The following is a 16,656-nucleotide window of genomic DNA, read 5'->3' on the forward strand; positions in this document are numbered from 1 at the left end:
GTCGCATTTTTAAACAAATAATTAAGTTTACTTTTCTATTTTTTGGTTATGCTCTTTTGCAAAGATAAAAATCATTGCAAGGAGTAATAAATGATCGTTAGACGAGCGACCAAAGAAGATTTAAATCAACTTGCTACTTTATTTGATGAATATCGCCAATTTTACGGCGCATCTTCCAATATCCAACAGTCCTTTAATTTTTTAAAACAACGTTTTGAAAATAAAGAAAGTGTAATCTTCATCCATGTCAAAGATGATGTTTTTACAGGCTTTGTGTTGTTATACCAAGGCTTTTCATCTGTTTCTTGTTCAAAGTACTATATTTTAGATGATGTTTATGTAACACCTGTTTTTCGTCGACAAGGTTCTGCCAAGCAACTGATTGATACTGCAATTCTTTTTGCACGTCATGAAGATGCGCAACGAATCAGTTTAGAAACCCAGAAAAATAATTACCATTCACATCAGCTCTATGAGCAAATGGGTTTTGTTAAAGACAATGAATTCCAGACATTTCATTGTTTTCTTAAGTAATTTGTACTATACAATTTTTAATCAATTCAATACAGGTTTCAACATCTTTGCGAATTTAAGTACATTGGGTATCGTGTCCTGTGAAATAGGAAAGACCACAGCACAGGATTTTTTACTATCCAATACTGTACTTTCATGTCCTAAATAACACTTTAATTTGAGCAATTTTATCAAATTCTTTTTGATTCACTTTAACCACAACTTTACGAAAAGAATGTTCTAACCAATTTTTATAACTTTCGGCATCAGCATCTTGAACAAATTGTAAATGCGCAGCCAAAACTGCATGCGCAACAAAAGTTGGAACCATAAAGTCTGGCATTTTATCTAAAACAGCAATAAAGAGCTTTAAAGCCATGATCAAATCACTATTTGTTCATTTTGACTATTTCTAGCAGCATTCACCTGATCTTCTGTCAAATAAACCCACTCGCCTTCAACCAATTCTTTAAGTGCTAATTGTCCGACTTGTGCACGATGCAAGCTTTCAACCCTATTACCCACTGCAGCTAACATCCGTTTGACTTGATGATAAACCCCTTGGTGTACAGTCATTTGTAATGCATATTCAGCCAAGCGCTGTACATCTGTTGCTGCAAATGTACCTTTTTCATTGCGTAATTTTACACCCTGTTCAAGTTGTTGAATCTGATCATCTGTAATTGGATCTGCTGTTTGTATTTGATAAACTTTAGCCACGTGCTTTTTAGGATGAGTCAATGCTTGCAAAAACTGCCCATCATCCGTGAGTAGCAATAGACCCGTCGTGTCCTGATCTAAACGACCAACAGTTTGTAAACCACGGTTCATAAGTACATCATCGAATAAATCAAAAACACTAAAATGGTGTGTTGATTGATGGGAACATTCGTAATCCTGCGGTTTATTTAAGGCAATATAGACTTTTTCACGGTATTTAAATGTTTCGGTATAGACTGAAAATACTAGATTTTGGGTATCAAGCTTAAATTTAGGGTCTGTAACGACCTCGTTTTGGATTTGAATTGCACCATTTTTGATGAGTTGTTGGCAATGCTTACGTGAACCAAAGCCTTGTGATTGCAACATTTTTTCCAAGAACATAAATCAATACCTTAAAAATTCACGATACATTTTAAAGTATCGTGAATTGAAACCCAAACAACATTCAGGCTTTTTTAGCCTTATTGATTAATCAATATATGCTTTTATCAAGTATTAAAGATAAATGACTTATGTACAGCAACACCCGCCAATGCTCCATCTGCAACTGAAAAAGCAACTGAACCACCTGAACGGGTGATATCACCACAAGCATATATCCCTTTAAGATTGGTTTCTTTCATGGCTGTGGTTTGAATGGCTTCGCTATATTCATTTACATCAAGCGCTACACCCAGTTTTTTGATCCAAGGGGCATTGATGCGCATAAAAGTGGAAATGAATAATCCATCTAATTGAACCTGCTCACCATCTTCCAAGACTAAATCACAATGATTGTGTATTTTAAGAATTTTGCGGGTATCCAATTTCACATTTCTTTGTTTAAGCTGTTTAAGTATGACGGGATCTAATTCAGCTTGTGAAATTGCATCATTTAAAAATAAAGTGGTATTGCCCCAGTCGGGTAACATCAGTGCCATATGGATCGAATGTAAACCTGAACATAACACTCCAAGTGTCCCCAGATTTAACTCATAGCCATCACAGTATGGACAATGAAAAATACTTTTCCCCCACCGTTCTGCTAAACCATCGATTTTAGGTAAATCATCGTTAACGCCTGTAGCAATAATTATTTTTTTGACTTTAATGATTGTACAGGTCTCATCAGCTTGATCTATTTGAATTTCATATTGCTGCCCGATAGCTCTCACATCGGTGACTGATGCGTTAATACATGACAAAGTTTGATATTTATCTAACTGTAATTTTGCATCACGAATAATTGCTGCTGGCGTATTGCCATCTTGGGTTAAGAAATTATGCGAATGTTCAGCAAAACGATTACGACGCATGCCTGCATCAATCATTAACACTTTTTTTCTAGCACGAAGCAATGGTAATGCTGCTGATAAACCTGCATAACTCCCACCAATAATTGCTACATCATAGTTCATTTTCCACACCAATAGGTAACTTTTAAAGTTACTATATTCAGTTATTTTTATAATTGCAACTTTTAATGTTACAATTAGAAAAAGAGCGTTGACTTAAAAACTATGCGTAAAGACAGTAAGCTTTCTCGAATGTTGCATGTGCTATTACATATGGCACGTGAAAAAAAACCGTTCACCTCTGAACAAATTTCAATCATGTTAGACACCAATCCTGTCGTAGTGCGTCGTACCATGTCTGGTTTAAAAAAAGCAGGCTTTGTTCATGCAGACAAAGGCCCTGGTGGTGGCTGGACTTTAGTGCAAACCTTAGAACAAATATCATTATTTGATATTTATCAGGCTGTTGGAGAACCTACTATTTTTGCGATTGGCAATGAACAAGAAACACCCAACTGTCTGGTTGAATTGGTGGTAAATAAGGCTTTAAACCAAGCCATGAAAGAGGCACAAAACATTTTAATACAACAGCTTAAATCAACAAATCTGTCTAAACTAGCACAAGACTTTGAGTATGAATGGAATTTATTGGGTGCTGAAACTCAAAAATTTATTGTCCATTAAATCCGCATTCAGCTGAATTTAAATGTAACTCATCGCCTGACAAGACAAATTCACATGCTGCTTTTCAGTATAATGGGGCGATATATTAATTTTTAATGATGAATATTGATGAGTTTTTCTAGTCTAGACCTAAATTTAATTGTGCTTCTTGTTTTATTGGTCTGCGGCATTTTCAGTCACAATACTGCGGTCACCATTGCAGCTGGGATTTTGATCGTCTTTAGAATCACACCGTTAAGTGAATTTTTCCCATTATTACAGACCCACGGTTTAGAAGTAGGCGTTATTATTTTAACTATTGGTGTGCTTACTCCAATTGCCAGTGGCAAAATCCCTGGTGATGTCATTTTAAAATCATTTATGCACTGGAAATCATTAACAGCTATTGCGATTGGTTTATTAGTTGCATGGTTAGGTGGCCGTGGAGTTTCCTTAATGACCAGCCAACCCAATGTCGTTGCAGGTTTATTGATTGGAACTGTCGCTGGAGTTGCTCTGCTCAGAGGTGTACCTGTGGGTCCCTTGATTGCTGCAGGAATTCTATCTTTACTGATTGGAAAAACTTAAAGTATTTTAAAATATACTCTCTTAACCCTGATCTGATAGTTTCGAGATTTGCTTAAAACTATCAGGTTAAGTAGAGCTACATTCAACTCATAAAATTGATAAATGCTTATACATAACGATTGGCAGATACTCTCAATGCATATGATCCACATAAATGATATTGAACAAACCTAAACTATACTAAAATTTATTTCAAATTAAAGATTTTAAATCTCAAGTGTTTAGGTTGATGATTTTTCTAGAACGTTTATGTTCATACATTTTAAGGTCTGCAAATTCAATCAACTTATTGAGTTCAATGCCATCTTCAGGAAATAAAGCCAGACCTACACTTGCACCCATAGTCAATTTGACGTTTTCAAATACAAATGGTAATCCACATGCTTCAACAATACGATTCATGACTTTTTTTGCCAACTGTTGATCGCCAAGACTGCTTAAAATCACTGCAAACTCATCGCCCCCCAAACGTGCAACCAAATCATCGTGTCGCGTAGTATTGACAATACGTTTACCAATTTCCTTTAATGCCTCATCACCTAAACGGTGTCCATATTGATCATTGATTGGTTTCAAGCCATCCATATCAATGATCAAAATCCCAAGTAGTTTTTGTGTACGTTTCGCTTTTTCAACACCTTGTCTTAGACAATCAAGAAACAAAGCACGATTGGCAAGTCCTGTTAACTGATCCTGTGTGGCAAGTTTATAGAGTTCTTGGGCACCAAACTTACTAGCATGATACATTGCAGCAGCAATCAGTTCAGACATGAGAGTAAGTAAATTTATATCACTTTCTTTAAAAGCATTTACGCGTTCTGAATAAATTTTTAATACACCAATCGGTTCATCACAATGAATTAGTGGTACAACAGCCATAGAACGCAGCCCAACCCGTCTACATGCTTCACGATCTACACGCGCATCAGTTTCACTATCTTTACAATACAAAGTCGTATTCTGCGCGATACAGAGCCCTGAAAGGCTAGAGCCCATCTTTAATCGTAGGCCTAGAAATTGATTAGCGCCATTTGAAACGGCACGATAAACCATATCACCTTCTTCAGCGAGCTCTACAATTGCACCTTTTGCATGGGTAATCAATTGAACTTGCTCTGCCACTAAAGTCATGACAGCATTGATATCTAAGCCTAATTTTGCAATTGCTGTCTGCGTCTGAATCACTGACAGTAATTGTTTTGAGGTTGGTTGTTTCGTTTTAGACATACATCATCCTAGACGAGGGTGATCCAATTTAAGTATATAAGGTCAAACTCTACATTGATGAAATAAGTATGAGTGCCTACTAGCGCTAGCTTCATTTCAAAGCCTGAATAAGTAAATTATTATCAAGCACAGAGTTTATGACATACATATTATGATGATTCATATTTAAAGTATATTACTGTGTTCATTAAATTTTTGAGTAAAATTCAATCCATTACATCTTTTAAGCTTTAATTTAACTCAAACATTCAATCACTCATCTAATCATTTTTGAAAGTTTAAAGTCTTAAATAGAAAATCTTAGTCTAAATCAAGATTTACCACCCCAATATAGATCTTATAAAACTGTTTCATATTCAAATGAGTAATGAGTAATGAGTAATGAGTAATGAGTAATGAGTAATGAGTAATGAGTAATGAGTAATGAGTAATGAGTAATGAGTAATGAGTAATGATAAAACTAATTTAAATACGAAAAACAGCCACTTTTATGGCTGTTTTCAAATCCTTAAGTGATCGCATCACTTTTTGTAAAAGAACATTTAAAAAAACTTTGTGATGGTTTGAATGACTATAGCATTCACAATATCAACAAAAAATGCACCTGTTAGAGGGATAATTAAAAAAGCTTTATGCGATGGCCCATAAGTATTCGTCACTGCTTGAATATTGGCAATGGCAGTTGGTGTTGCGCCTAAATTCACCCCACACTGACCTGCACACAATACTGCTGCATCATAGTTTTTACCCATAACACGGAAAGTAACAAAAAACAGATATAAAGCAAGAAAAATAGTCTGAACAATCAGAATAATCACCAAAGGACCTGCTAAATCAGCAAGTAGCCATAATTGTAAAGACATCAAGGCAATAGCTAAAAATAATGCCAGCGACGCATTACCAAACACATCAATACAACGGTCAAACAGTTCAATTTTAAATACATATTCCAACGTATTACGTAAAAATACTCCACATCCCAATGCCCATACAAAGGTCGGTAGCTCAAACCATTGCCCTTTGGCAACACCTGTCATAAAGTTAGCAAATACAATACACAGTGCAAACATTCCTATGGTTTTAACTGCATCATCAGCGGTGATTAAACGGGTTTTTTCTGGATATTCAAATGGCGCTGTTTCAGCCGATGGGGGAGCTTGCATACGCGTTGCTGATGGCGCAATTTCTTCAGCCAATTGATAGCGACGAATCAGAAACTTTGCAACTGGACCACCCATCATTCCACCAATGACCAGACCAAATGTCGCACTCGCCATTCCTAAGACAACCGCACCTTTGATACCATAATTTTCTTCAAAAATACTGCCCCATGCTCCAGCTGTACCATGTCCACCAGTTAAAGTGACGGATCCTGCAATCAAGCCAATCAAAGGATTTAAATCCAATACAGTTGCCAAACTTATACCAACAGCATTTTGCAATAACACATAAATCACCACGCAAACCATAAAAAGAAGCAGCGATTTACCTCCTTCTTTTAATTTAACCAGACTTGCACTCAGTCCAACAGAAGTAAAAAACATCAACATAAAACTTTGTTGAATATTGGCATTAAAATTTACGGTTAAATTAAATTGCTTAAACAGTACAAATGTTACAGCAGCAGCAATTAACCCACCTACGACAGGTTCAGGAATATTATATTGCTTTAATATACTGATCTTATTTACAAGAAAATAACCAATAAAAAGAACGGCTACAGCAATTGCAATCGTGCCAAAAATATCAACATTAATGTTCATTGTTAACCATTCAAAACTTTTATGGCGTTATTAATACTTAAATTTACTCAATAATTCATTAAAAAATATGTAAAACTATTATTAGTCTATTCATTGGTCAAAATATTTAGAAGAATTTTCATCACTAAGCAGATTGAAATTATCACTTTTATTGTGAAGCTTTTAAAGCAAGGATTGATTCGTCTTAGCCAATGTAAGAATCGATAGAGCTATACAGATGATGACCTAATTAAACATTGATAAAGGTACATTAAAATAAAATAAGGAAGCGATGTGCTTCCTTGTTTCTATTCTCATAAAGTATTCATCTATTTTTTAACTTCTATTTCAGCTGTAGAATTTGAATCATTTTTATACTCTGACATTGTCAATAATTTAGAGCTTTCTAAACGATCATCAGCATCAAAAACCATTTCATAAGAAGTTTTTTTCCCATTAAAAGCTGATTCTGTTGGTGTGCCAATAATTTCCCAAAGTCCTAAAGTGAAGACATCTGCCGCACCGTGCCAAACCGCACGGCTTATTTTATTAGCCTTTGAATATCCCTGCATAAATGTGTAAATTTCATAACGTTTACCATTTTTAAATTCAGATGTAATAGGTGCCCCAATTTCAGCAATAATTAAACTACGATCTACGCCTTTATTAAATATTGATAAATCTTTTTTTGTTGGTTGCTTTGTTGCCATGACAGCAGCGCAGCCTGTATTTAGAGAAATTACAGCAAATAAAACAATTTTTGATAAACTTTTAATTTTCATACTTAATTACAATCCAATGCGTTATGTCGACAATCCATTCTTTTGTTCAGTTGTAATTGCCTGATCTTTTACATTGTATCTGAAGTGTAACTTTAGAAAAAGTTATTTTTAATCGTTACACTTCAATTTTTCATTTATTTTTTATTGTATAAATCCCTTTTTAATCATACTCACTCAGGTAACTTATATCCGCAATTTGGACAGAAACAATACTTGTTTTTTTCTCTTTCCAATTCCTGCTCTTTACGTTCACGAATCAGTTGTAAAACAATATCTCGCGTCTGCTCAGCGGATAAGCCAACATCTCTACGAATCTCATCAATTTTGTCTTCATCATGAATAATATCAATTTCGCAACTTTCTAACAGATCTCGAAACTTCAACTCCAGTTGTTGTTTTCTTAACTCTAATTCATTGGCTAAACCATTTGCCAAAATACCTGCAGGTAAAGCGGCTAATCCGACGCCAAGTATGGTAATCAATGCACCAAGAAAACGTCCAAGGGGTGTAATCGGTGTTACATCACCATAACCAACAGTGGTTAATGTCACCACGGCCCACCACATAGATGCAGGGATTGAGCTAAAGACATCAGGTTGCGCTCGACCTTCCACGACATAGATACCTGCTGCTGCCATTACGATCATAATGACCAAAATAAAAATTACTGCTTGAAATGAACCTTTTTCACGTTCTATAACACGCAGTAAAATCTGTAGTGAAATGAAATATCGGGTAAGTTTCAATAAACGTAATAAGCGTAAAATCCGCAAAAATCTCAAATCAATATGTACAAAGAAGTTGATATATGCAGGTAAAATCGCCAGTAAATCGATAATCGCAGCACCACTGGTCACATATTTCCAGCGTACTCTCCACTCAGAATCAAACGGTTCTTTTTCTACAACACTCCAAAAACGTAAAATATATTCAGCTGTAAATACAATGATTGAAAAATCTTCAAAAGCATCGAAATAAAGTTGATAGGCTTTATAGACATCATTGATTGATTCTAAAAGTACCGCAACAACATTACCAATAATTAGAAAAATCAAAGAAAAATTGATCGCACGACTAAACCATGTTTCATAATCTTCATTATGCAAATTGTCATATACAAATTTTCGAAGTGTGTACCAAGCTGTGAATCGCATGCATTATTCTTTATTTTAAAAATAAAGCATCTTAATACTTCTCGATTTAATTGCACATCTTCAGCTACTTGAGATTACAATTTTGTTGACTATTTTGAATGTTAAAGCCTCGAACTCAAAGTATAAATATATCTTATTCATTGCATAATTTTTTGTTATAGAATAAATAAGATTACAATGTCTTATTGAATCATATGCATTTTGTGAAGGCGCGGTTGAATTTTATCGTTTTAAAGCTATTTTTATAAATTTTTTAAAGCGTAGAATAAGGTCGCGGACAGTATCGTTAAAGGCACCCTTTCCTCTAAAGATACTATCCGCTAAATCAAAGCCAGTCTCCCAAATGTCTTTGATTTGATAAGTTTATTCTAACGTTCTACTGAATAGAATGTTTCCCGTATTTAATATAAATCTCCAGTATTTTCGGAATGATTTTTCACATATTTCATTATTATCGAAAATATTTTCTGTGGTAAAGCTCATGAATGAAAGTCAGTACACTTTAGATAGGATTGATCGCAAAATTTTATCGGCACTTCGAAAAGATGGACGTTTAACAGTCGCTCAGCTTTCTGATCTGGTTGGACTCTCCTCTTCACCATGTTGGACACGCGTTAAACGTCTAGAATCTTTAAATGTCATTGAAGGCTATACTGCAACCATTAATGCCAAAGCCATCGGGATTAATGAGCTATTTTTTATTGAGATCACTTTAGAACGTCATGACGACGAGATCTTAGAACAATTTAGTGATGCGCTTAGTCAAATGCCTGAAGTTATAGAAGCGCATTTGGTAACAGGTGATTATGATTATTTGGTCAAAGTTGCGGTGAAAAATGCTGAACATTATGAACGCTTTTTACGTAAAAACTTATATTCAATGAAAGGTATTCGTCATACCCGCTCTATTTTTGCTTTACGTCCTTTAAAGCTTGAAAATAAATCAGACCTAATGATGATTGAATGAGCAAAAAAACTGAGAAGAGTTTTCATATTTAGACTGAAAACTCTTGTTTTTAGCATATTTTTCAGCCAATTTAAAGATACAAAAAGCTTAACACCTACAAAAAATAGTACTTTAGTCTAAGACTTTTTTGAATATTTATTACACAAATATACTAATCAAATTTTAATCTGGTTGTTTTTCGTACACATCTTTACAAATTTAAAAACAAATTATTTCATATATTTAAATCATTTACGAAAAAAATCATTACACAAACTAAGATTTATGTAACTTTTCTACATTACAATATTATTAAAACTTGATGAAACAGGAAATATATGAAGAGATTTTTTAAATACCTACTGATTGTCATCGGGGTTATATTTGTTATTGGATTGATCTTTTTATTTAGACCAATTGCTTCTAAAAAAGTCAACACAACAGCAGATGAACCAGTTGTAGATGTGGTACTTGTTGGTGGCGGTATTATGAGTGCAACCTTGGGGACTTACCTCAATGAAGTTGAACCAGACTGGACTATCAATATGTATGAGCGTTTGGATCAAGTAGGTCAGGAAAGTTCTGCGGGATTCAACAACGCAGGAACGGGACACTCTGGCTTTATGGAAATGAACTATACCCCTGAGAAAGACGGTAAAGTTGATATTAAAAAAGCCATTGATACTGCTTCACAGTTTGAAGTAAGTAAACAATTCTGGGCTTATCAAGTCAAAAATGGCGTGCTGGGTCAACCAAACAGCTTTATTAATCCTGTACCACATATTGCCTTTGTTTGGGGCGATAGCGTGAACTACATGAAAAAACGTTATGAAGCGATGAGCCAAAGCCCAATGTTCGAAGGATTAAAATATACTGAAAATCCTGCTGAAATTAAGCAATGGGCGCCTTTAGTTATGCAGGGCCGTGATGCAAACCAAAAAGTTGCTGCAACACGTATGGACGTAGGTTCTGATGTAAATTATGGTTCAATTACGACTCAATTAATTGATCATTTGAAAAAACAGCCTAAATTCAAACTTGAAACTTCATCTGAAGTAACAGGTATTAGTCAAAATGCAGACAAAACTTGGACTGTATCGTTTAAAAATCTAAAATCCAATACAACCAGTCATGTTAAAACTCGCCATGTGTTTATTGGTGCGGGCGGTGCTGCAATTAGATTATTACAAATGACAGGTCTGGAAGAAACTAAGCAATATGCTGGCTTCCCGATCGGTGGTATTTTCTTGATGACAGACAATCCGGCTGTTACATCACAACATACTGCAAAAGTCTATGGTAAGCCTGAATTAGGTGCACCTCCAATGTCTGTACCACACATTGATACTCGTTACGTTGATGGTAAAAAGTATGTATTGTTTGGTCCATTCGCAACCTATTCAAACAAGTTCCTAAAAAATGGTTCTCAGTTTGATTTGATTGATGCGACCAACAAAAACAATGTGATTCCGATGGCAACCATTGGAATGGAAAATCTGGACTTGGTGAAATATTTAGTCAGCCAAGTGGCGATGTCTAAGCAAGATCAGTTCAATGAATTGAAAAAGTATTATCCAGATGCAAAAATTGAAGACTGGACTTTAAGCCAAGCTGGCCAACGTGTTCAAATCATCAAAAAAGCACCGGGTAAACCTGCAACACTTCAATTCGGTACTGAGATTTTCACCTCTAAAGATGGTTCAATCACAGGTCTTCTTGGTGCTTCTCCTGGTGCATCAACCTCTCCATACATTATGTTGAGCTTGATGGAAAAAGCGTTCCCTGAGCAAGTGAAAGGTAAATGGAATCTAAAATTGCATGAGATTGTGAAGTCTTATCAACAGGATTTAAATACCAACCCTGCTCTGCTTGATCAAGTGCGTACATATACCAGCTCAACTTTAGGTTTAAACTACACACCTACTCGTAAAGCTGCAAATGATGCGACAGCCGCTGCTGCACCTGCTGTAGCAAATGCACATTAATTTTCTTGTGTAAAAAAGATGAGCTACGGCTCATCTTTTTTATGGCTGAATATCTCATTTTGTGTTTTAATACGACCAGTATGAGATGAGCCTTATATAAGTATAGAGTGATCTATACGACTAGCCCCTGAATAAGGGGCTTTTTATTGTCTGATCATTTTATCTATAAGTTAAATGAGTATTATTATTTTAAAACACAGTTAGAATATAAAAGTGATAAATTTCAAAGACACATACGGGTTCATTTTAATTATATCAAGTTAGATTAAATTGTTTAAAATCATTATGCATAATGAGATAAATAGAAAATGAAGATCAATCGTAGAAGATTAATAAATATGAGATATAGAATTAGGACTTATTTTTAATCAAGCTATATATAAGCTGTTTTAAATTATCTTGAATATCTTTTGGGAGTTGTATAAATAGTGCATCTATGGGCATCTGATCCCAGTTCTCAGCAATGTTTTCATCATCATCTAAGCTTTCTGCCAATAAAAACAATTGTGCTACAGTGCAATTAAAAGCCTCAGCAAGGTACTGGAGTATTGCAGGACTGTACCCTTGATTGCCATTCTCAAGATTGGAAATATTACTTTTTGAAGTATTGGAAAAATCGGCTAATTGCTGCTGAGTCCAGCCTTTCCGTTTTCTCAAATAACGTATTGCATGACCTATATTCATTCTTTGATATTAGCTTAACAAAGTATCTTAGACGTATTGCAATGCAATATATTCTGCACCATAAGTATTGTTTTACAAAACAATAGTTTTGCAATACAATACACATTGATTCACTAAAACTTAAAAAAATGATGACGTATTCTAATATTATTCAAAATTTATCTGCGGATTTAGCAAGTTCATTTGCCTTGATTCAAAGTATGCTTAAAAACTATTTTATGGATTTAAATATTTTAGTGGTTAATAAAGATGAGTTTGACTACTTCTGTATGGCATTATTATTTACCATATGTTCAAAAAATCTAAGCAATGATGATCAACAACTCATTTTATCTGGTTTTAAATACTCAGAATATGCAAAAATAAAAGTTAATTATTATATTGAGTATTTTAATTTAGACTCCTCTTGTCTTATCGATGATTTAAATATTACTCCATTAACAAATACATTATTTGATTCTGTGAACACTGATTTTGATCCATCGAGTATCAATCATTATGTCGTTATTTTAGATTTTAAAAATATGATGGCTGATGTTATAAAAAATCTATATATTTAAACATCTTATTTATAGCAAAGTAAAAAAAAATTAAAAGTTATTCCCTAAATTCTCCACATTTTTACATGGTTGCAAATTGTAAGTCGGTGAATACTCCTACTGTCGCTAGTGTAGATTATTTCTCTTCTATAGAGAATTTCTTAAAAAATCACTGAGTTGTCTTTACAACATTCTCCTGAATAAAAGATTTTGAGATAAATTTTCCTATTTGTGTTTATAAAATTTGAATTTAAGGCAATAATTCAATAAGATAAATAAAATCAACAACAAATTATCATTGATAATGTTAAATTCAAAAAATTTTACGGAATCTACAAGTGCCGATAGCACCATTCTAGGTTTTGATTATCAATTTTTTTTCTTTCTCTGTAAATTGCTAGAGTTAAAGACAGGTGAAACTATAGGTTTAGAAGTAAAAGATGATGTACATGTAACAAATAAAGATGGTTCAACATTACTTTATCAACTTAAACACTCCATACAAAAAAATGCCGATGGCAGTATCAAAAATTTAACAGAATTAGATACTGATCTTTGGAAAACCTTATCTAATTGGTGTAAAGTAATTATTGATAAGAATGATGGTAGAGCAAAAATAGAGCAACAACTTGAATTTATAAATCAGCATGAGTTCCTATTAGTTACCAACAAATCACTAAGCGACTCCAATGAATTTATCAATATACTTTATAAATTTCATAATAAGCGCATTAAATTTGAAGATTTTTATAATTATTTAGTTAATGTTAAGTCATCAACATCAGATAAGAATATTTTAACATATATTGATAATTTAATAAATTTAGATATAGATTGTTTAGAAAATTTCTTATCTAAAATTTCCATTATTTTAAGTTTTGATAATATAATAATTAAGATAAAAAATAATATTAGATCAAAAATGGTGGATGATGAAAAAATTAATGACATACTTGTCCGGCTGATTGGAGTTATAAAATTAGACAACTATATTGAATTAAAATCAGGAAATAAATATGAGATAAAATTTGAAGAATTCCATAACAAGTATCGAAATATTTTCAACACAGCCAGAAATAAGCTACAAAAAATCCCATATAATTTTGATATTCCCAAAGATTTATTTTCCCAAAAATTTATTCTAAGATTATTAGAAATTGGAGCCATTCAACCAGAAGATTACGATTATGCAATTGACTTGACAACTTATAAACTGAGATTAGAGTTTTCTCTAATGCATTGGCATCAATCGGGTGACATAGTAATAGATGAAATTGAATACTTTCATGAGGATACACTTCTATTAATTAAAAATAATTTTAGATTTGTATTTAATAGATGTCAAGATAATGATGAAATAGTTCAAACCGCTATAAAAATATATTCAGATTTACTAACAAAAAAATTTACTATTATTGGAAATGAGCTTGGTTATGATCTAAGTAATGGTGAATTATACTTTTTATCAGATACAAATCAAATAGGCTGGCATAAAAATTGGGATAAAAATGAAGATTGAAAGTTACAATAATATTGCCATGTGCACTTCGAGTTTACACCTTATTATATCAAAGAAAAAAAGTATTGAATTATCAAAAGCATTATTAATTTATCCATTAATTATGCATGATGAAACTTTAATTTTTTTAGCAAAGAAAAGTACAAAACCAAGAAGATTAAATTCACTTATCTCAACACACCCTTTATATTTTATAAATTATAACGAACGTTTTATCAATAGCTTACCTATAAGCTTAAATTCAATTCAATTTTTACTATCAACTAAAAAAATTTTATTTCAGAAAAATTTAATTTGTAATTCAGAATTAAAGATTACCAAACAATACGGAAAAAGGCTTTCACTTGTTGAGAAAGCTAGTGATAAAATAATTTATTTATTAGATCAACCTCTAGAAGAGCTTTACTTAAATTTAAGGGTTACATTATGAAATTCGGAATAGATGAAATAATTTTATGGTCTAATAAAAATAAAGTCAGAAGAATTTATTTCAAAAGAAATAAAATTAATATGATTAGCGGAAAAAGTGGCATGGGTAAAACTTCTATAATGAAAATTATAGATTACTGTTTTCTTGCATCAAACCATAAAATCACACACAGCATTATTAATGAAAATATTGCTTGGTATGGTATAAAATTTTACATTAATAATAAAGAATTTATTATTGCCAGAAAATCTCCTAATGGTGAAATAGTTTCTAAAGATTTCTATTTTTCCAATTTAAACTTAAATCCAACGATCCCTAATGCAAATATTGATATTTCAGATTTGAAAAAAATTATTGATTCAGAGTTTAGTATCAACAATGATACAACGCTAAGTCATGGTGGAAATTATCTAAAAAAAGATTCAAAAATTTCATTTAGATATTTTATGCTTTTCAATACAATTTCTGAGGATATTATTACAAATACCAATCAGTTTTTTGACAAGCAAAATCAAGAAAGATATCGTGAAGCGTTACCAAGAATATTCGATCTAGCTTTGCAAATTGATAATGTAGAAAATATTTTAAAAAGAGAGTTTAAAGATAGTCTTCAAAAGAAAATTTCTAAAGAGTTACAAAAAGGAGAAATTATAAAAAACAAATCCTCTTTTTTTGATTTAGAAAGAAATAATGTTCTTAAAGAAAGCTTATCTTTAGGTATTAACTTAAAAAATATAAATGAAAAATTTGAATACACTAAGATATTTTCAGAAGAAGATAATAAAGATTATTCTAATTTCTCAGATAACTTAATGAAACTATATTCTGTTCAAATCAAGATTAAACGGTTAAATAGGCTAAAAGTAGATTACTCAAAGTATAAAGATAGCTTAGCAAAAAATCTTGACAGCCTACTTCCTATTGATTTAATTTTTTCAAATGATGAAACCATTATTAGTGAAGATTTCCTACCAATTATGGAAAAATTAAAAAAAGAATTATTGTCAATAAAACTACTTATAGTAGATAAACAACCACTAGAGCTAGAAATTAAAAACAACTTAATAAAATTAAAAGATGATGAAATAAAACTAAAAAAGCAAATTGAGAACTACCCATATGAAATAAAGGCATTAAAAGATTTCGATCAACTTATTACTTCAGTAGGGAGAATTAATGCAAAAAATGAATTGTTTACAGACGTCGAAAATAATGAAACATATAATAAATCATTAGTTAACAATCTACAAAATCAACTAGATGGCATTGATATCTTAGATGTTGAAAATGAAAGATACCATATAAGAAATTTAATTGATGAAATTGGTAATAAGATGAAATCTTATATAAAAGATTCATTAGATAACTATAGTGATTGGAATTTTTATTTTAATTATCAAGAAAAAATAACTCAACTAAAAATGCCTGCTTCTTCAATCACAGAAAATGTTGGAAGTAGTTCAAATCATATGTTTTTACACCTCCTTCATTTTTTGACTTTACACTATGTTATTATTTTAAAAAAATCACCCTACGTTCCTGGTTTCTTATTAATTGATCAACTTAGCCGCCCATATTATGGAACCGATAAAAATGCTATCGAAGAAGATAAGTTTCTAATTGAGAATAATTCTGATGAAAATAAAGTTTATTCAGCATTGAATCTATTGAATGTATTCATAGATGTAATAAATAGAAGACTAAAACATGAATTTCAAATTATTCTAATTGAACACATCCCAAAGGAATATGCCATAAAATACAAAAATTTTCATATAGTTGAAAATTTTGATTCAGAAAACCCTTTAATACCACCTAGTTGGTATAAATAAAACTAAGGGCTGAATAATCAGCCCTTAGTTTTAACTCAATTTAATCTATTTTTCA

Annotated in this window: 17 protein-coding genes; 9 read left to right on the forward strand and 8 right to left on the reverse strand. The window is 32.3% G+C overall.

Annotated elements, in window-relative coordinates; genetic code table 11:
- Positions 1 to 90 precede the first annotated feature (90 nt).
- Entirely contained in the window at positions 91 to 534 is a 444-nt protein-coding gene (locus tag ACG9ZL_RS04665; RefSeq protein WP_004821200.1) for a GNAT family N-acetyltransferase, read from the forward strand.
- 133 nt (positions 535 to 667) lie between these two features.
- On the opposite strand, the gene ACG9ZL_RS04670 is transcribed toward ACG9ZL_RS04665, so the two are convergent.
- The 3 genes from ACG9ZL_RS04670 to ACG9ZL_RS04680 all read right to left on the reverse strand — a co-directional run bounded on the left by ACG9ZL_RS04670 (position 668) and on the right by ACG9ZL_RS04680 (position 2,633).
- Positions 668 to 892, reverse strand: coding sequence for a peptidyl-tRNA hydrolase (locus tag ACG9ZL_RS04670; protein ID WP_419359232.1), 225 nt, complete (start codon positions 890 to 892; stop codon positions 668 to 670).
- Between the two features lie 2 nt (positions 893 to 894).
- The gene (locus ACG9ZL_RS04675; protein WP_419359234.1) at positions 895 to 1,617 is read right to left on the reverse strand and encodes a pseudouridine synthase; all 723 of its coding nucleotides are present in this window, start codon (positions 1,615 to 1,617) and stop codon (positions 895 to 897) included.
- Between the two features lie 107 nt (positions 1,618 to 1,724).
- A complete protein-coding gene (locus ACG9ZL_RS04680) occupies positions 1,725 to 2,633 on the reverse strand; it encodes an NAD(P)/FAD-dependent oxidoreductase (protein ID WP_419359235.1) in 909 nt (302 codons plus the stop codon).
- Between the two features lie 102 nt (positions 2,634 to 2,735).
- Between ACG9ZL_RS04680 and ACG9ZL_RS04685 the strand changes: the two genes are divergently transcribed.
- Together ACG9ZL_RS04685 and ACG9ZL_RS04690 are read left to right on the forward strand one after the other, a co-directional pair.
- The gene (locus ACG9ZL_RS04685; RefSeq protein ID WP_419359236.1) at positions 2,736 to 3,194 is read left to right on the forward strand and encodes an RrF2 family transcriptional regulator; all 459 of its coding nucleotides are present in this window, start codon (positions 2,736 to 2,738) and stop codon (positions 3,192 to 3,194) included.
- A gap of 108 nt (positions 3,195 to 3,302) precedes the next feature.
- Entirely contained in the window at positions 3,303 to 3,761 is a 459-nt protein-coding gene (locus ACG9ZL_RS04690) for a DUF441 domain-containing protein (protein ID WP_336951457.1), read from the forward strand.
- A gap of 213 nt (positions 3,762 to 3,974) precedes the next feature.
- Here the strand turns inward: ACG9ZL_RS04690 and ACG9ZL_RS04695 are convergent, their stop codons facing one another.
- The 4 genes from ACG9ZL_RS04695 to ACG9ZL_RS04710 form a co-directional block, all read right to left on the reverse strand.
- The gene (locus tag ACG9ZL_RS04695) at positions 3,975 to 4,988 is read right to left on the reverse strand and encodes a diguanylate cyclase domain-containing protein (RefSeq protein ID WP_336951459.1); all 1,014 of its coding nucleotides are present in this window, start codon (positions 4,986 to 4,988) and stop codon (positions 3,975 to 3,977) included.
- A 542-nt stretch (positions 4,989 to 5,530) separates the two neighbouring features.
- Positions 5,531 to 6,751: a sodium/glutamate symporter gene (gene gltS / locus ACG9ZL_RS04700; protein WP_419327437.1), complete on the reverse strand. Its 1,221-nt coding sequence runs from the start codon at positions 6,749 to 6,751 to the stop codon at positions 5,531 to 5,533.
- A gap of 308 nt (positions 6,752 to 7,059) precedes the next feature.
- Positions 7,060 to 7,512 carry a hypothetical protein gene (locus tag ACG9ZL_RS04705; protein ID WP_419327436.1) on the reverse strand — a complete coding sequence of 151 codons (453 nt, stop codon included), beginning with the start codon at positions 7,510 to 7,512 and terminating at the stop codon, positions 7,060 to 7,062.
- A gap of 170 nt (positions 7,513 to 7,682) precedes the next feature.
- On the reverse strand, positions 7,683 to 8,666 hold the full coding sequence (locus ACG9ZL_RS04710) for an ion transporter (protein WP_419327435.1): 984 nt from the start codon (positions 8,664 to 8,666) through the stop codon (positions 7,683 to 7,685).
- A 481-nt stretch (positions 8,667 to 9,147) separates the two neighbouring features.
- Between ACG9ZL_RS04710 and ACG9ZL_RS04715 the strand changes: the two genes are divergently transcribed.
- Together ACG9ZL_RS04715 and mqo are read left to right on the forward strand one after the other, a co-directional pair.
- A complete protein-coding gene (locus ACG9ZL_RS04715; RefSeq protein ID WP_419327434.1) occupies positions 9,148 to 9,633 on the forward strand; it encodes an Lrp/AsnC family transcriptional regulator in 486 nt (161 codons plus the stop codon).
- Positions 9,634 to 9,950: 317 nt separating this feature from the next.
- Positions 9,951 to 11,597 (forward strand): malate dehydrogenase (quinone), encoded by a 1,647-nt coding sequence (gene mqo / locus ACG9ZL_RS04720; protein ID WP_419359238.1) that lies wholly within the window; start codon positions 9,951 to 9,953, stop codon positions 11,595 to 11,597.
- 351 nt (positions 11,598 to 11,948) lie between these two features.
- Here mqo and ACG9ZL_RS04725 read toward each other — a convergent pair whose 3' ends face one another.
- Positions 11,949 to 12,281: a helix-turn-helix domain-containing protein gene (locus ACG9ZL_RS04725; protein ID WP_004821175.1), complete on the reverse strand. Its 333-nt coding sequence runs from the start codon at positions 12,279 to 12,281 to the stop codon at positions 11,949 to 11,951.
- Positions 12,282 to 12,409: 128 nt separating this feature from the next.
- Here ACG9ZL_RS04725 and ACG9ZL_RS04730 point away from each other — a divergent pair, with 128 nt between their 5' ends.
- The 4 genes from ACG9ZL_RS04730 (at position 12,410) to ACG9ZL_RS04745 (ending at position 16,601) form a co-directional block, all read left to right on the forward strand.
- Positions 12,410 to 12,841 carry a hypothetical protein gene (locus ACG9ZL_RS04730; protein ID WP_419359240.1) on the forward strand — a complete coding sequence of 144 codons (432 nt, stop codon included), beginning with the start codon at positions 12,410 to 12,412 and terminating at the stop codon, positions 12,839 to 12,841.
- Positions 12,842 to 13,124: 283 nt separating this feature from the next.
- On the forward strand, positions 13,125 to 14,339 hold the full coding sequence (locus ACG9ZL_RS04735) for a hypothetical protein (protein WP_419359241.1): 1,215 nt from the start codon (positions 13,125 to 13,127) through the stop codon (positions 14,337 to 14,339).
- A complete protein-coding gene (locus ACG9ZL_RS04740; RefSeq protein ID WP_419308253.1) occupies positions 14,329 to 14,769 on the forward strand; it encodes a three component ABC system middle component in 441 nt (146 codons plus the stop codon). The genes ACG9ZL_RS04735 and ACG9ZL_RS04740 overlap by 11 nt, the downstream gene beginning before the upstream one ends.
- A complete protein-coding gene (locus tag ACG9ZL_RS04745) occupies positions 14,766 to 16,601 on the forward strand; it encodes a DUF3732 domain-containing protein (protein WP_419359244.1) in 1,836 nt (611 codons plus the stop codon). The genes ACG9ZL_RS04740 and ACG9ZL_RS04745 overlap by 4 nt, the downstream gene beginning before the upstream one ends.
- The last annotated feature ends 55 nt before the right edge of the window (positions 16,602 to 16,656 follow it).

It is taken from the genome of Acinetobacter legionensis, assembly GCF_048551735.1.
Taxonomy (GTDB): domain Bacteria; phylum Pseudomonadota; class Gammaproteobacteria; order Pseudomonadales; family Moraxellaceae; genus Acinetobacter.

Coding starts and splice junctions, on each gene's coding strand:
- ACG9ZL_RS04670 (WP_419359232.1), bottom strand. CDS start 892: ATGGCTTTAAAGCTCTTTATTGCTGTTTTAGATAAAATGCCAGACTTT.
- ACG9ZL_RS04665 (WP_004821200.1), top strand. CDS start 91: ATGATCGTTAGACGAGCGACCAAAGAAGATTTAAATCAACTTGCTACT.
- gltS (WP_419327437.1), bottom strand. CDS start 6,751: ATGAACATTAATGTTGATATTTTTGGCACGATTGCAATTGCTGTAGCC.
- ACG9ZL_RS04725 (WP_004821175.1), bottom strand. CDS start 12,281: ATGAATATAGGTCATGCAATACGTTATTTGAGAAAACGGAAAGGCTGG.
- ACG9ZL_RS04685 (WP_419359236.1), top strand. CDS start 2,736: ATGCGTAAAGACAGTAAGCTTTCTCGAATGTTGCATGTGCTATTACAT.
- ACG9ZL_RS04715 (WP_419327434.1), top strand. CDS start 9,148: ATGAATGAAAGTCAGTACACTTTAGATAGGATTGATCGCAAAATTTTA.
- ACG9ZL_RS04740 (WP_419308253.1), top strand. CDS start 14,329: ATGAAGATTGAAAGTTACAATAATATTGCCATGTGCACTTCGAGTTTA.
- ACG9ZL_RS04745 (WP_419359244.1), top strand. CDS start 14,766: ATGAAATTCGGAATAGATGAAATAATTTTATGGTCTAATAAAAATAAA.
- ACG9ZL_RS04730 (WP_419359240.1), top strand. CDS start 12,410: ATGATGACGTATTCTAATATTATTCAAAATTTATCTGCGGATTTAGCA.
- mqo (WP_419359238.1), top strand. CDS start 9,951: ATGAAGAGATTTTTTAAATACCTACTGATTGTCATCGGGGTTATATTT.
- ACG9ZL_RS04705 (WP_419327436.1), bottom strand. CDS start 7,512: ATGAAAATTAAAAGTTTATCAAAAATTGTTTTATTTGCTGTAATTTCT.
- ACG9ZL_RS04735 (WP_419359241.1), top strand. CDS start 13,125: ATGTTAAATTCAAAAAATTTTACGGAATCTACAAGTGCCGATAGCACC.
- ACG9ZL_RS04690 (WP_336951457.1), top strand. CDS start 3,303: ATGAGTTTTTCTAGTCTAGACCTAAATTTAATTGTGCTTCTTGTTTTA.
- ACG9ZL_RS04675 (WP_419359234.1), bottom strand. CDS start 1,617: ATGTTCTTGGAAAAAATGTTGCAATCACAAGGCTTTGGTTCACGTAAG.
- ACG9ZL_RS04680 (WP_419359235.1), bottom strand. CDS start 2,633: ATGAACTATGATGTAGCAATTATTGGTGGGAGTTATGCAGGTTTATCA.
- ACG9ZL_RS04695 (WP_336951459.1), bottom strand. CDS start 4,988: ATGTCTAAAACGAAACAACCAACCTCAAAACAATTACTGTCAGTGATT.
- ACG9ZL_RS04710 (WP_419327435.1), bottom strand. CDS start 8,666: ATGCGATTCACAGCTTGGTACACACTTCGAAAATTTGTATATGACAAT.